General features: G+C 73.4%; 14 protein-coding genes. 7 read left to right on the top strand and 7 right to left on the bottom strand.

Annotated elements, in window-relative coordinates:
* Positions 1 to 9 precede the first annotated feature (9 nt).
* The 3 genes from IW249_RS12095 to IW249_RS12085 all read left to right on the top strand — a co-directional run bounded on the left by IW249_RS12095 (position 10) and on the right by IW249_RS12085 (position 3,642).
* Entirely contained in the window at positions 10 to 2,175 is a 2,166-nt protein-coding gene (locus IW249_RS12095) for a 3-hydroxyacyl-CoA dehydrogenase NAD-binding domain-containing protein (RefSeq protein ID WP_196920806.1), read from the top strand.
* On the top strand, positions 2,172 to 3,293 hold the full coding sequence (locus IW249_RS12090) for a CaiB/BaiF CoA transferase family protein (protein ID WP_196920805.1): 1,122 nt from the start codon (positions 2,172 to 2,174) through the stop codon (positions 3,291 to 3,293). Before IW249_RS12095 ends, IW249_RS12090 begins: the two co-directional genes overlap by 4 nt.
* Positions 3,294 to 3,366: 73 nt before the next feature.
* Positions 3,367 to 3,642 (top strand): hypothetical protein, encoded by a 276-nt coding sequence (locus IW249_RS12085; protein ID WP_196920804.1) that lies wholly within the window; start codon positions 3,367 to 3,369, stop codon positions 3,640 to 3,642.
* Here the strand turns inward: IW249_RS12085 and IW249_RS12080 are convergent, their stop codons facing one another.
* Together IW249_RS12080 and IW249_RS12075 are read right to left on the bottom strand one after the other, a co-directional pair.
* Complete coding sequence (locus IW249_RS12080; RefSeq protein ID WP_196920803.1) at positions 3,643 to 4,512, bottom strand: cytochrome c oxidase assembly protein; 870 nt, start codon at positions 4,510 to 4,512, stop codon at positions 3,643 to 3,645.
* Positions 4,509 to 4,991: a DUF2243 domain-containing protein gene (locus IW249_RS12075; RefSeq protein WP_196920802.1), complete on the bottom strand. Its 483-nt coding sequence runs from the start codon at positions 4,989 to 4,991 to the stop codon at positions 4,509 to 4,511. The genes IW249_RS12080 and IW249_RS12075 overlap by 4 nt, the downstream gene beginning before the upstream one ends.
* Before the next feature lie 186 nt (positions 4,992 to 5,177).
* Between IW249_RS12075 and IW249_RS12070 the strand changes: the two genes are divergently transcribed.
* The 4 genes from IW249_RS12070 to IW249_RS12055 all read left to right on the top strand — a co-directional run bounded on the left by IW249_RS12070 (position 5,178) and on the right by IW249_RS12055 (position 8,942).
* A complete protein-coding gene (locus IW249_RS12070) occupies positions 5,178 to 6,440 on the top strand; it encodes a DUF2786 domain-containing protein (protein WP_196920801.1) in 1,263 nt (420 codons plus the stop codon).
* A gap of 147 nt (positions 6,441 to 6,587) precedes the next feature.
* On the top strand, positions 6,588 to 6,944 hold the full coding sequence (locus IW249_RS12065) for a YciI family protein (RefSeq protein ID WP_231393387.1): 357 nt from the start codon (positions 6,588 to 6,590) through the stop codon (positions 6,942 to 6,944).
* On the top strand, positions 6,941 to 8,188 hold the full coding sequence (locus IW249_RS12060) for an RNA polymerase sigma factor (protein WP_196920799.1): 1,248 nt from the start codon (positions 6,941 to 6,943) through the stop codon (positions 8,186 to 8,188). Before IW249_RS12065 ends, IW249_RS12060 begins: the two co-directional genes overlap by 4 nt.
* Positions 8,189 to 8,285: 97 nt before the next feature.
* Positions 8,286 to 8,942 (top strand): class I SAM-dependent methyltransferase, encoded by a 657-nt coding sequence (locus IW249_RS12055; protein WP_196920798.1) that lies wholly within the window; start codon positions 8,286 to 8,288, stop codon positions 8,940 to 8,942.
* Between the two features lie 47 nt (positions 8,943 to 8,989).
* Here the strand turns inward: IW249_RS12055 and IW249_RS12050 are convergent, their stop codons facing one another.
* The 5 genes from IW249_RS12050 to IW249_RS12030 all read right to left on the bottom strand — a co-directional run bounded on the left by IW249_RS12050 (position 8,990) and on the right by IW249_RS12030 (position 13,844).
* Positions 8,990 to 10,450, bottom strand: coding sequence for an alpha/beta hydrolase (locus tag IW249_RS12050; RefSeq protein ID WP_196920797.1), 1,461 nt, complete (start codon positions 10,448 to 10,450; stop codon positions 8,990 to 8,992).
* 122 nt (positions 10,451 to 10,572) lie between these two features.
* On the bottom strand, positions 10,573 to 10,842 hold the full coding sequence (locus IW249_RS12045; protein WP_196920796.1) for a hypothetical protein: 270 nt from the start codon (positions 10,840 to 10,842) through the stop codon (positions 10,573 to 10,575).
* Complete coding sequence (locus tag IW249_RS12040) at positions 10,839 to 11,186, bottom strand: ArsR/SmtB family transcription factor (RefSeq protein ID WP_124818380.1); 348 nt, start codon at positions 11,184 to 11,186, stop codon at positions 10,839 to 10,841. Before IW249_RS12040 ends, IW249_RS12045 begins: the two co-directional genes overlap by 4 nt.
* Positions 11,187 to 11,349: 163 nt before the next feature.
* Positions 11,350 to 11,523: a CsbD family protein gene (locus IW249_RS12035; protein ID WP_036410891.1), complete on the bottom strand. Its 174-nt coding sequence runs from the start codon at positions 11,521 to 11,523 to the stop codon at positions 11,350 to 11,352.
* Positions 11,524 to 11,597: 74 nt separating this feature from the next.
* Complete coding sequence (locus IW249_RS12030) at positions 11,598 to 13,844, bottom strand: heavy metal translocating P-type ATPase (RefSeq protein ID WP_196920795.1); 2,247 nt, start codon at positions 13,842 to 13,844, stop codon at positions 11,598 to 11,600.
* Between the last annotated feature and the right edge of the window lie 4 nt (positions 13,845 to 13,848).

The following is a 13,848-nucleotide window of genomic DNA, read 5'->3' as shown; positions in this document are numbered from 1 at the left end:
AGGACGACAATGACCAACACCATCCGGTACGACCGCGGCGCCGACGGCATCGTCACGCTCACCCTGGACGACCCCACCCAGTCCGCAAACACCATGAACCGGGCGTACGCCGCCTCGATGAGCGCGGCACTGGACCGGCTGGAGGCCGAGCCGGATCTCGCCGGAGTCATCGTGACCAGCGCGAAGTCGACGTTCTTCGCCGGCGGCGACCTGCCCGAGATGATCCGGGCCACCCGGGACGACGCGCCCGCGCTGGCCGACCTGCTCGGCACCATCAAACGGGACCTGCGCCGGCTGGAGACCCTGGGTCGGCCGGTGGTCGCCGCGGTCAACGGCTCCGCGCTCGGCGGTGGCCTGGAGATCGCGCTCGCCTGCCACCACCGGATCGCGCTGGACGCGCCCGACAGCCGGCTGGGGCTGCCCGAGGTGACCCTGGGTCTGCTGCCCGGGGCGGGCGGTGTCACCCGGACCGTACGGATGCTCGGCCTGGCCGGCGCGCTGACCACGGTGCTGCTCACCGGCCGGCGGATGCGCCCGGCCGACGCCCTGTCCGCCGGGCTGGTCGACGAGGTGGTCGCCACGCCGACGGAGCTGCTGGAACACGCCCGCGCCTGGATCGCGGCGAACCCGCACCCGGCACAGCCGTGGGACCGGCCGGACTATCGGATGCCGGGCGGCACCCCGGCCAGCCGCTCGCTGGCCGCGCAGCTGCCCGCCTTCCCGGCGACGCTGCGCAAACAGCTCAAGGGTGCCCGGCTGCCCGCGCCCGAGGCGATCCTGGCCGCCGCCGTCGAGGGCGCACAGGTCGACCTGGAGACCGCCCTGACAGTGGAGACCCGGCACCTGATCGGCCTGCTCACCGGGCAGGTCGCCAAGAACATGATCGGCGCGTTCTTCTTCGACCTGAAGGCCGTCAACGGTGGCGCGGCCCGACCTGCCGATGTGGAGGCCCCACCGGCACGCCGGGTGGCGGTGCTCGGGGCCGGCATGATGGGCGCGGGCATCGCGTACGCCTGCGCCAGCGCCGGGTTGGACGTCGTGGTCAAGGACGTCACGCCGGAGGCCGCCGGCCGGGCCCGGGAGCACGTCGAACGGTTGCTGGCCCGCAAGGTACGCAAGGGCCGCGCCACCGAGGCGGACGCCCGCGCCGTGCTGGGCCGGATCACCACCACCGACCAGGTGGACGCCCTCGCCGGCTGCGACGCGGTCATCGAGGCGGTCTTCGAGGACCCGGCGCTGAAGCAGCAGGTCTTCGCCGAGGTGCTGCCCGTGCTGGCGCCCGACGCGTTGCTCGCCTCCAACACCTCCACCCTGCCGATCACCGCCCTGGCCACCGGGGTGGACCGGCCGGCGGACTTCATCGGCATGCACTTCTTCTCCCCGGTGGACCGGATGCCGTTGCTGGAGATCGTGGTGGGTGAGCGGACCGGGGACGTGGCACTGGCTCGGGCCTTCGACCTGGGTCGGCGGATCGGCAAGACCCCGATCGTGGTCAACGACGGCCGGGGCTTCTTCACCAGCCGGGTGATCGGCCAGTTCATCGACGAGGCGGTCGGCATGGTCGCCGAGGGTGTCCCCGCCGCGTCGGTGGAGCAGGCCGCTCTTCAGGCCGGCTACCCGACCGGGCCGCTGGCGTTGGCCGACGAGGTCAGTCTCACGCTGATCCAGCGGATCCGCCGCCAGTTCGAGGCGGCCAGCGACGAGTTCCGGCCCCTGCCGGCGCACCGCCTGGTGGACGAGCTGGTCGACGCGTACGACCGGCCGGGGCGTGCCGCCGGGCGCGGCTTCTACTCCTACGACGACGGCACCCGGGGCCGGCTGTGGTCCGGTCTCGCCGACCTGACCACCGACGCGGGTCGGGCGGTGCCGTTCACCGACCTCCAGGAGCGGATGCTCTTCGCCGAGGCGCTGGACGCGCTGCGCTGCCTCGACGAGGGGGTGCTGCGCACCGAGACCGACGCCAACATCGGCTCGATCTTCGGCATCGGCTTCCCCGCCTGGACGGGAGGGGTGATCCGCTACGTCCGGCAGTACGCGGGCGGCCCGGCCGGCTTCGCGGCCCGTGCCACCGAACTGGCCGACCGCTATGGCGACCGGTTCACACCCCCCACCGACCTGGTCGACCGGCTCGCCGCCTCGGCCGACCGCCCCGCCCAGCCGGCGGACGTCGCGTGACGGCGGCGCGCGGCGGGCCGCTGGCCGGGGTACGGGTCGTCGAGCTGGCCAGCCTCGCGCCGGCGCCGTTCGGCTGCATGGTGCTCGCCGACCTGGGCGCGGACGTGGTGCGGGTGGACCGGCCGGGCGCCCCGGGAGCGGGCCGGCTGGCCGCACCCACCAGCGGGCCGTTGCAACGCGGACGGCGGGTCACCGCACTGGACCTGAAATCCCCGGCCGGGGTGGCCGACCTGCTGCGCCTCGCCGAACGCGCGGACGTGCTGGTCGAGGCGTACCGGCCCGGGGTGGCCGAGCGGCTCGGCTTCGGGCCGGACGTGTGCCAGGCCCGCAACCCCCGACTGGTGTACGCGCGGATGACCGGCTGGGGTCAGGACGGCCCGCTGGCAGCCCGGGCCGGGCACGACATCGACTACATCGCGGTGGCCGGAGCGTTGGAGCCGCTGGGGCGGGCCGGCGAACGCCCGTACGCGCCGATGAACCTGCTCGGTGACTTCGGCGGCGGCGGCATGCTGCTCGCCGTCGGTGTGCTGGCCGCGCTGCTGGAGCGGGAGCGCTCCGGCGTCGGCCAGGTGGTCGACGCGGCGATGGTGGACGGCTCGGCGCTGCTCACCTCGTTCCTGCACGGGCTGCTCGGCACCGGCCTGTGGGCCGCCCCGCGCGGGCGCAACATGTTCGACGGTGGGGCGCCGTTCTACGACACGTACGCCACCGCCGACGGTGGATTCATGGCGGTCGGCGCGATGGAACCGGCCTTCTACGCCGTACTCCTCACCGGCCTCGACCTCGCCGACGACCCGGACCTGCCCGCCCAGTACGACCCGAGCGGTTGGGACGAACTGCGCCACCGGTTCACCGAGCGGTTCGCCGAGCGCACCCGGGACGAGTGGACGGCGGTCTTCGCCGACCTGGACGCCTGCGTCGCGCCGGTGCTCGCCCCCAGCGAGGCGCATGGGCATCCGCACAACGCGGCCCGGGGCACGTTCGTCGAGGTGGGCGGCGAGATCCAGCCGGCCCCCGCACCCCGCTTCGACCGCACGCCGGCCGACCGCCCGGCACCGGCACCGGACCCGGAGCGGGACGCCGTGGCGATCGAGGAGGTCCTCGCCAACTGGCAGTGATCTCGACGATCGACGGCCGAGCCGTTCTACCGGGAGCACCCGGCAGCCAGATCTTCCAAGGGAGTCGACGAGCATGGGTACGGACAGTTGGAAGGGCCACGTGAACGGGATCCTCTACGGGGTTCAGTTCGACCGGGTGCTCGACGACACCGTGGTGACTCGGGTGGCCGACGGGGTCACCGCCGGGCTCTACCCGGGGGGCCGCGCCGAGACGCGGGAGGCGCTGGATCAGGCGCTGCGCTTTCCGGGCCCGCTGACCGACCAGGCTGATACGCACCACAGCGAGGTCGAGCTCCGCTCGTTCTTCCGCCAACTCTCCGCCGCACTGTCCACTCCACCTTCGAGCTGATCAAGAGGTTTGCGTCAAGGAATCGCCTTCCGGTGACGCAAACTTCTTGATCAGCGGAGACGGAGCCGGAGACGGGGGCGGAGACGGAGACGGGCGGGGGCGGCGGGAGTGGTACCAGGTGGCGAAGAGGGCTGCCGCCAGGAGCAGCTCGGCCAGGTCGCCGCCGTAGTACATGAGTTGGGCGGCTGAGCGGAACGCTTCCGGGTCCCGGTCGGTGAGGCCGGGCGGGAGGCTTTCGGCCTTTGCGTACAGGTACTTGGCCAGCACGGCGTGGCCGGCCGCCGCGCCGAGGAGCGCACCGGTGCGTACCGCTAGTCCCGGGCGGCGCGGTGCCGGGTCCGGCCCGGCCAACGACCAGGCGAAGAGGTACCCGGCGGCCAGGTAGTGCAGGTGCACGGCGTGGTGCAGGACGGGTTGCCGTTCGGCCTCCGCGTACAGCGGGGTGAGCAGCACCAACGCCAACCCGCCGGTGGTCAGCAGCGCGGCGGTGACCGGGTGGGCGAGCAGGTGCAGCGGGCGGGCGCGCAGCAGCCGGCCGACCGCCCGGCGTACCGGCGGCGGCGCGACCCGCAGCAGCAGCGTCACCGGGGCGGCGAGCACCAGCCCCAGCGGGGCCAGCATGCCGAGCAGCAGGTGCTGCGCCACGTGCCCGCGCGGGTCGTCGGCGAGTTGGGCCGGCGGCCCGACGGCGACCGCCAGCAGGGCGCAGCCGACCAGCCAGGATGCGGTGCGCCGGTGGTCCCAGCCCCGTGGGTCGCGGACGGCGGCCAGCACGTAGCCGACCGCCAGCAACGCGACCGGGAAGAGCGGGAACCAGGCCGGGCCGGCCGCACCGTGCCCGGCGTGCGCCAGCGGCCCGGCCACCGTCATCGGGGGCCGGCGCCGGGCCGGCGGGACCGGGCCCACCACAGGACAACGACGCCCGCCAGCAGCAGCACCGCGCCGGACGCGATCCACAGCACGTCGTACGGCAGCAGGTGTACGCCGTAGCGGATCTGGTGCAGCCGGAGCACCTTGTGGTCGACCACACCGTCGAAGAGCTGGAATCCTCCGGCGCCGAGCAGGAAGCCGCCCCAGGCCAGCCGGCTCGAGAGGGCGCTCCGTCGACGCAGGTCGGCGAACCAGAAGAACCCGCCGACCAGGGCGGTCACCTCGGCGGCGTGCAGCAGCCCGTCCGAGAGCAACGCCACCGAGGGGGTGGAGCGGTCGTAGAAGTGGTGCCAGGCGAGCAGCTGGTGGAAGACGATCTCGTCGACCGCGGCCATGATCGCGATGCCGATCAGGACGCCAACGAGGGTGGAGGAACGGACGTCGGCGGTAGGTGCCCTCGGCAGGCTCGAATCGACCACCACACACCTCGCAGTCAGTTGGATCAGGTCGGAAATACCCCGAAGCGCATGAAACATGCCGGGTCACAGCGCCGGGAAGGCCCACTGGGCCGGTCACATCCCCGTTTCGTGACTTCCGGGCCACTGACGGCATGATCATGGAGCCTGGAGGGGCAGCGACAGCCAGATCCCGAGAAGGAGGTGCCCGTGCCGGACGCGGACGAACTCGTCGCCAACGCGCTCGCGGCGGTGCGCGGCACTGACGTACGGCAGGCCGAACGGCAGCTGGACCAACTGATGGTCGGCACCGGCGCCGCAGACGGCACCACTGCGGTGGACGCCGCGCTGCTGCGTCGCCTGGTCCGCGGCCTGGGCCGACTCTGGCCGCGCGGTTGGCAGCCGGTCGACGTGGACCGGATCACCAGTCGGCGGCTCGACGCCCGCGCGGCCCGGCTGGTCCGTGCCGCGATGGCCGCCCAGCGGCGCGATCAGACCGAGCCGGTCCCGGCCTGGTGGGACGACCAGCTCCGCGATCTGGCGGCCACCGAGACTGGTGCCGACCGGAGCGTGCTCGCCGGCTGGGCCAGTCGGGAGGGCCTGGACCGGGCCGACGCGCTCCGCGCGGCCGTGGACACTCTCGCGCTGGTGGAGAGCCTGCCGCCGATCGCTGTGCTGCGCCCACCGCCGGGCACGAGCGGCGCGGCGCTGCCCCGCACGGCAGGCTCGGCTCGCAGCGGGTCGCCGATGCTGGACCGGGTACGGGCGCTGCTGGCCAAGGCCGAGTCGACCACCTTCCCGGCGGAGGCGGAGGCGCTGACCGGGAAGGCCCAGGAGCTGATCGCCCGGCACAGCATCGACGAGGCGCTGCTGGCCGCCGGGTCGGAGCGCGGGGACCTGCCCGGCGGGGTACGACTGAGCACCGACACCCCGTACGCGGGCGCGAAGGCGCTGCTGGTGCAGGAGGTGGCGGCGGCGAACCGGTGCGAGGCGGTCTGGTCCGACGATCTCGGCTTCGCCACGGTGCTGGGCTGGCCGGCCGATCTGGTGGCTGTGGAGTTGCTCTACACGTCCCTGCTGGTGCAGGCCACGGCGGCGATGCTGCGGGGGCGTGCCGAGCGGCGGCCGGGGTCGGGGCGGCGGACGAAGGTCTGGGACGAGTCGTTCCTCAACGCGTTCGCGCTGCGGATCGGCGAGCGGCTGCGGGCGGCCACCGAGGCGGCGACCGACGCGGCGGACCAGGCGACGGCCGAGACGGTAGGGGCGGAACGACTGTTGCCGGTGCTCGCGGCGCGGGGCGAGGCGGTCCGGGAACGGCTGGACACGCTCTTTCCCGGCGTCACCCGGCACCGGCTCAGCGTGCGCGACGCGGAAGGCTGGTCGTCCGGCACGTCGGCCGCCGACCGGGCGTCGCTGGACGTCGGCGGTGGCCGGAAGCCCCGACAGGTGCCCGGCCGACCCGATCCGCGCTGAACCACCCGGCGTGGGACCACCCCCGGCGGACGTTTCTGCGATTTTCTTCGGTACGCGGTAGGGATCGGGGGAACGGCTCCGACCCTCCGGTGAGTCGCGCCCCGATCGGGGTGCGACCAGAGCCTGAGGAGCATCGCCGTGAAGTACATGCTGCTGATCTGGAACCGGCCCGGCTTCACCGAGGAGCTGAGCGAGCAGGACCGCACCGCCCTCTTCGGTGAGGTCGACGAGATCATGAAGGAGCTGACCGAGACCGGCGAGCTGATCGGCGGCCAGGCGCTGGCCAATCCGTCGCAGACGTTGACGGTCCGGCTCGTGGACGGCAACCCCGAGGTTCTCGACGGCCCGTTCATGGAGAGCAAGGAGCAGTTCGCCGGTTACCTGGCCGTCGACTGCGACAGCCCGCAGCGGGCCGCCGAGATCGCCGCCCGCTGGCCGGACGTCCGGTACGGCGGCGCGATGGAGGTCCGCCCGATCATGGACGAGGCCGGGACGGAGATGTGACCGGGGACCGGACGGTCGAGGACCTGCTGCGCACGTTCGCGCCGCAGGTCCTCGGCCTGCTGGTCCGCCGGCACGGACAGTTCGACAGGTGCGAGGACGCGGTCCAGGAGGCGCTGCTCGCCGCCGCGACGCAGTGGCCCGGCCAGGGCGTACCCGACAATCCTCGCGCCTGGTTGCTGACGGTGGCCACCCGCCGGCTCACCGACGAGTGGCGCAGTGAGAGCGCGCGCCGGGACCGCGAGCTGGCGGTGGCGCGGCGCGAGCCGGCGTACGCCGGGGTGGTGCCGGCGGCGGACGCGGAGCCCGCCGTTCCGGCCGACGACGACACCCTCACGCTGCTGTTCCTCTGCTGCCACCCGGCGCTGCCCGGGTCGGCGCAGGTGGCGCTGACCCTGCGAGCGGTAGGCGGTCTCAGCACCGCCCAGATCGCCCGGGCGCACCTGGTGCCCGAGGCGACGATGAGCCAACGGATCCGGCGGGCCAAGCAGCGGATCGAGGCCGCCGGGGCCCGGTTCACCATGCCCGGGCCGGCCGAGCGGGACGAGCGGCTGGGAACGGTGCTGCGGGTGCTCTACCTGATCTTCAATGAGGGCTACACCGCGTCCAGTGGCCCGGACCTGCGCCGGGCGGAGCTGACCGGCGAGGCGATCCGGCTGGCTCGCATCCTGCGCGGGCTGCTGCCCGACGACGGCGAGGTGACCGGGCTGCTGGCGCTGATGCTGCTGACCGACGCGCACCGGGCGGCCCGGGTGGGGCCGGACGGGGAGTTGGTGCCGCTGGCCGAGCAGGACCGCTCCCGGTGGGACGCCGCCGCCATCGCGGAGGGGGTCGCGCTGATCACCGAGGCGTTGACCTGGTCGCCGCCCGGCCCGTACCAGCTCCAGGCGGCGATCGCCGCTGTGCACGCCGAGGCGTCGACGGCGGCGGAGACGGACTGGCGGCAGATCGTCGCGCTCTACCGGCTGCTGGCGCGGATCGCGCCGAACCCGATGGTCACCCTCAACCAGGCGGTGGCGGTGGCCATGGTCGACGGGCCCCGGGCCGGGCTGGCACTGCTCACGCCGTTGGATCTCGACGAACGCACGGCCGGACACCACCGGCTGGCCGCCGTCCGGGGTCACCTGTTGGAGCTGGCCGGGGATGTCGGCGCGGCGCGGGAGGCGTACCTGGCCGCGGCGCGGGGCACCACCAGCCGGCCCGAGCAGCGGTACCTGGAGGTGCGGGCGGCCCGGCTGACCGGGTAGGAGTGAGGACCACCTCCTTGCCGTTTCGGCAACAATCTTTGCGCATTGCTCGGGTCGCGGTCACAGTCGTGGGCGACGCGCGAAGGAGCAGGCACAGATGACCGAGCAGCACGAGTTCGACAAGGACTACTGGGAGCGGCACTGGCACCAGACGCACCACGACCGCCCCGGCGCGATGAGCACGAGTCCCGCCCACCCGTACCTGGCCCGGGAGACCGGCGGCCTGGTGCCGGGCACGGCGTTGGACGCCGGGTGCGGCGCCGGCGCGGAGGCGATCTGGCTCGCCACCCACGGCTGGCAGGTCACCGCTGTCGACATCGCACCCGTCGCCCTCGCCCGGGCCGCCGAACGCGCGACGGGAAGCGGGGTCTCCGAGCGCGTGCGGTGGGTGGAGGCGGACCTGACGGCCTGGGCCCCGGAAACGCGGTTCGACCTGGTCACGACGCACTACGCGCACCCCGCGATGCCGCAGTTGGCCTTCTACGACCGCATCGCCGGGTGGGTGGCGCCCGGCGGCACCCTCCTGATCGTCGGACACCTGCACACCTCGGACGCCACCGAGCAGGGGCACGGACACGGCCACGGCCACGGGCACCACCCGCCCGACGAGGCAGCGGTCACCCTCGCGGACATCACCGCGGGCCTGGACAGCGCCACCTGGGAGATCGTCACCGCCGAGGAGCAGCGCCGCACGATGCCGGGCCGGGAGGCCCCGCTGTACGACGTGGTCGTACGCGCCGGGCGACGCCAGTGAGCACAGCGCTGCCGACCGCCGGGCGGCCCGACGGTCGGCAGCGGCGGTCACACCTCGGGTTCGACGGCCGGGCAGTTGGCGCCCCGGGCGGGCACCACCTGGTCGATCAGGTAGGAGTCGACGGCTCGTTGCACGCACGGGCTGCTGCTGTAGCTGCCGTGCCCCCACCCCTGGTAGGTGAGCATCGCGCCGTGCCGGCCCAACTGTCGCGCCACGTTGCGCGCCCAGTCGTAGCCCGTGGCCGGGTCGTGCACTGTGGCGGCGAGCAGCAGCGGCACGTCGGTGCGGACCCGTAGCCGATGCTGCGGGTTGGCCACCGGCGTCGGGGTGCCCAGGCAGGTGACCAGGGCGAACAGCGCCTGCGGGTAGCGCAGGTCCGGCGCGAGCCGGGCCGCCCGGCGCAGGTGTCCGGCGTACTCGCTGTAGTCGCGGACCGGCAGGCTCCAGTCCTGACAGAAGACAGCGAAGGGGTACGGAGCCACGGCCTCGTCCGCCAGCGCGGGGGCGCTCGGCGTGGTGGCGGTGCGCTCCAGTCGGACGATCCACTCGGCCAGCCCCGGCCACCGCCACGTGTCGTAGAGCTTCTTGTGGGCAAGGCGGCTCAGCTCGAACGGGGCGAGCGCGGCCCCGGCCTGGTCCGGGTCGGTCAGCGAGCCACGCTCGGCCCGGGCGTGCAGCCCGGCCCAGATCGCCCGGAAGTCCCGACCGTTCAGGACGCAGTCGGCCGAGCGGGCGCACCAGGCCAGGAACTCGTCGAACGCATCCTCCGCGGTGACGGCCTGGCTGTCGAGGAAGGCGCGGGTGTCGACGCTGTGGTCCATCGTGGCCTCCAGGACCATGGCCCGGACCCGGTCGGGGTACAGCTCGGCGTACCGCTGCCCGAGCAGGGTGCCGTACGAGCTGCCGTGGAAGGTCAGCTGCCGTTCGCCGAGCGCGACGCGGACCGCGTCCAGGTCGCGGGCGGCGCTTGTGGTGTCGACGTGGTCGTAGAGAGACCCGGTGCGGGCCCGGCAGTCGGCGCGCAGCAGCGCGTTGTCGGCCAGGACGGCATCGAACTGGGCCTGGTCGGCGATCAGCTGCGGTTGCCGGGCGAGCAGGTCCCGGGCACAGACCACCGGGTGGCTGTCGCCGGTGCCGCGGGGGTCGAAGCTGACGATGTCGAACCGGGCACGCAGGTCGTCGCTGAACCGGGAGCTGCCGTTCACGACCCGGTCGACACCGCTGTCGCCCGGCCCGCCGGGGCCGAAGATCAGCGTGCCTTCCCGGGTGGCCGGCTTGGCGACCCGGCGGGCCAGCGACAGGTCGAAGCGCTCACCCCGGGGTTGGTTCCAGTCCACCGGCAGCGACAGGGTGCCGCACTCGGCGCTGTTGTCGGTGGCGCAGGGCCGCCAGTCGATAGTCGGGGCGGGCTGTGGTCGGGCGGCGGCCGGGCTCGCCGGGGTCAGGCCGGCGGCCGTGAGGGCCAGGGCGACCGCCCAGCCGACTGCGGATTTGCGTACGCGCAGCATGAGGTGCTGTCCTCTCCTCGAAGGAGCGTTGCGGTGAAACTCGCCCGCTGGGCGAGGTGACGCTGCTTCCACCCGGGCCGTCGAGTAGCCGCTCGACGGCCCGGGGCCTCTCGTCCGCCCTGTCAGTCGACCTCGCGCAGGACGCGTTCGAGCGTGGTCATCCGGGTCTCCATCCCGCCCAGCCGGCCATCCATCGCCGCGAGCAGTCGGGCGTTCTCCGCCTGGGCCTGAGCTGCCGTCTCGGCGAGCCGGCGGTAGTCGTCCGCCCGGTCCGCCTCGTACCGGGCCCGCCGGGTCTTGGCGAGCTGCACGACTGTCACAGTGACCACGCTGATCAGGAAGCCGAAGATGCCGATCGCGCCGACCACCTCGGTCCAGTCGTGCTCGCTCATCGCTGTGCTCCCGGCTGCTCGCCCGAGTCGGGCACTGTCAGCGTCTCGACCGCCGCCGCGATGACCGCGGGGGTGAGTGTGAGCACGAACGGCTCCACCTCGTAGTAGTTCATGGCCTTCCCGTCCTCCGACAACTCCAGGCGGGCGGTGACCAGCCCGGCCGCCGCCAGCTTCCGTAGGTGGACCTGCAACAGCGCCCGGCTGATGCCCAGTTGCCGGGCCAGCCCGCTGACGTACGCACGCTCGCGGGCCAACGCGGCGACGACCCGCAGCCGGTGCGGGTTGGCCAGGGTGGCCAGCACCCGGACCAGGTCGTCGCCGGTCGGCGGTGGAGCGGTGCTCATAACCAGCCCTTGCACATGCCAAGAGAAGTTAGCAGGTGCCGGCGTGCGGCGGTGTGGGACGGAAGCGGAATCAGGGGGATCTCAGGGTCGGCGCAGGAGGCCGGACACACAGCACGCCGGGCCGGTGATGATCACCGGCCCGGCGTGCGGGTTACGTCGTACGTCAGCTCTTGAAGGCGTCCTTGATCTTCTCGCCCGCCTGCTTGAGCTTGGCGGTGGACTGGTCAGCGCGACCCTCCGCCTCCAGCTGCTCGTTGTCGGTGGCCCGACCGGCGCCTTCCTTCAGCTTGCCGGTCGCGTCCTCGGTGGCGTTGTTGATCTTATCGTCGAATCCCATTGCCAACCTCCATTGCGAGCGTCGCTACAACAACAGAGGTACCCCCGCCGTCACCGGCCCAACCATTACCGTCGTCACAGATCGGCAGCGGCCGGGCGAAAGCGACGCAGGCGCAGGCTGTTGGCCACCACGAAGACCGAGGACAGCGCCATCGTGGCGCCCGCGATCATCGGGTTGAGCAGGCCGGCGGCGGCCAACGGCAGGGCCGCCACGTTGTAGCCGAACGCCCAGAACAGGTTGCCCCGGATGATGCCGAGGGTGCGACGGGACAACCGGATGGCGTCCACCGCGGCGTCCAGGTCGCCCCGGACGAGGGTGAGGTCGGCCGCCTCGATCGCCACGTCGGTGCCGGTGCCCATGGCCAGCCCCAGGTCGGCCTGGGCCAGTGCCGGCGCGTCGTTGACCCCGTCACCGACCATCGCCACCGACCGTCCCTCGGCCTGGAGCCGCTTGATCACGTCGACCTTCCCGGCCGGCAGCACCTCGGCGATCACCTCGTCCACGCCCACCTCGGCGGCGACCGCGCGCGCCACTGTGGTGTTGTCCCCGGTCAGCAGGACCGGGGTCAGCCCCAGCCCACGCAGCCGCGCCACCGCCGCCCGGCTGGTCGGCCGGACCACGTCGGCGACCGCGAGCACGCCCCGGGCCCGCCCGTCCCAAGCGGCGACGATCGCCGTACGGCCGGCGGCCTCCGCGTCACGCACGGCCCACTCGACCTCCGGCGGTACGTCGAACTCGCGCTCGCGCAGCAGCCGGACCCGGCCGACCAGCACGGCCTGGCCGTCGACAGTGCCGGTCACGCCCAGCCCTTCGAGGTTGCCGAAGGCGGTCACCGGGGGCAGCGCGCCCGCGTCGGTGGCAGCGGCGGCGATCGCACGGGCGATCGGGTGCTCGGAGGCGGCCTCCACCGCCCCGGTGAGCCGGAGCAGTTCGGCCCGGTCCACACCGCTGGCCGGCACCACGTCCACCAGTGTCATCCGGCCGGTCGTCACGGTGCCGGTCTTGTCGAGCACCACGGTGTCCACCCGGCGGGTCGACTCCAGCACCTCCGGGCCCTTGATCAGCACGCCGAGCTGGGCGCCCCGACCGGTGCCGACCAGCAGCGCGGTCGGGGTGGCCAGGCCGAGCGCGCAGGGACAGGCGATGATCAGCACGGCCACGGCCGCGGTGAACGCGGCGGTCGGGCCGGCCCCGGTGCCGAGCCACCAGCCGAGCGTGCCGACGGCGAGGGTGATGACGATCGGCACGAAGACCCCGGAGATCCGGTCCGCCAGCCGCTGCACGGCCGCCTTGCCGCTCTGCGCCTGCTCGACCAGGTCGGCCATCCGGGCGAGCTGGGTGTCCGCGCCGACCCGGGTGGCGGTGACGATCAGCCGCCCGCCCGCGTTGATCGTGGCGCCGACCACGCCGTCGCCGGGGGCGACCTCGACCGGCACCGACTCACCGGTGAGCATGCTGGCGTCGACAGCGGAGGTGCCCTCGTCGACCACCCCGTCGGTGGCGATCTTCTCGCCGGGGCGGACCACGAACCGGTCACCGACGACGAGCCGGTCCACCGGGATCAGCGTCTCCACGCCGTCACGCAGCACCGCCACGTCCTTGGCGCCGAGGTCGAGCAGGGCGCGCAGGGCGGCACCGGCAGTCCGCTTGGACCGGGCCTCGAAGTAGCGACCGGCCAGGATGAACACTGTGACCCCGGCCGCCGCCTCCAGGTAGATGTTGCCGGCACCGTCGGTCCGGGTGATGTCGAAGCGGAACGGGTGCGTCATCCCGGGCATCCCCGCGTCACCGAGGAAGAGCGCCCAGAGCGACCAGCCGAACGCGGCAAGGGTGCCGAGCGACACCAGCGTGTCCATGGTGGCGGCGCCGTGCCGCAGGTTGGTCCAGGCGGCTCGGTGGAACGGCAGCCCACCCCAGACCACCACCGGGGCGGCCAGGGTCAACGACAGCCACTGCCAGTAGTCGAACTGCCAGGCCGGGACCATGGCGAGCAGTACCACCGGCACACTCAGGGCCACCGACACCCAGAGCCGGGTACGCGGCCCCCGCAACGGGTCCACCGGGGGTTCCGCGCTGGGCGGGGCCGGCAGCGCCGCCGTGTAACCGGTCTTCTGCACTGTCACGATCAGGTCGTCCGGGGTGACGCCGTCGGCGTACCGGACTGTCGCCTTCTCGGTGGCGTAGTTGACTGTGGCGCTCACCCCGTCCATCCGGTTGAGCTTCTTCTCGATCCGGGCGGCGCACGCGGCGCAGGTCATCCCGCCGATCGCCAGTTCGATCCGGTTCGGCGCCTCGGGCAGCGGTCTGCTGGTGGTGGTCATCGTC

The organism is Micromonospora vinacea, from assembly GCF_015751785.1.
Classification (GTDB): domain Bacteria; phylum Actinomycetota; class Actinomycetes; order Mycobacteriales; family Micromonosporaceae; genus Micromonospora; species Micromonospora vinacea.
The sequence above is the reverse complement of the archived record's forward strand: the minus strand, read 5'-3'. Positions and strand labels throughout refer to the sequence as shown.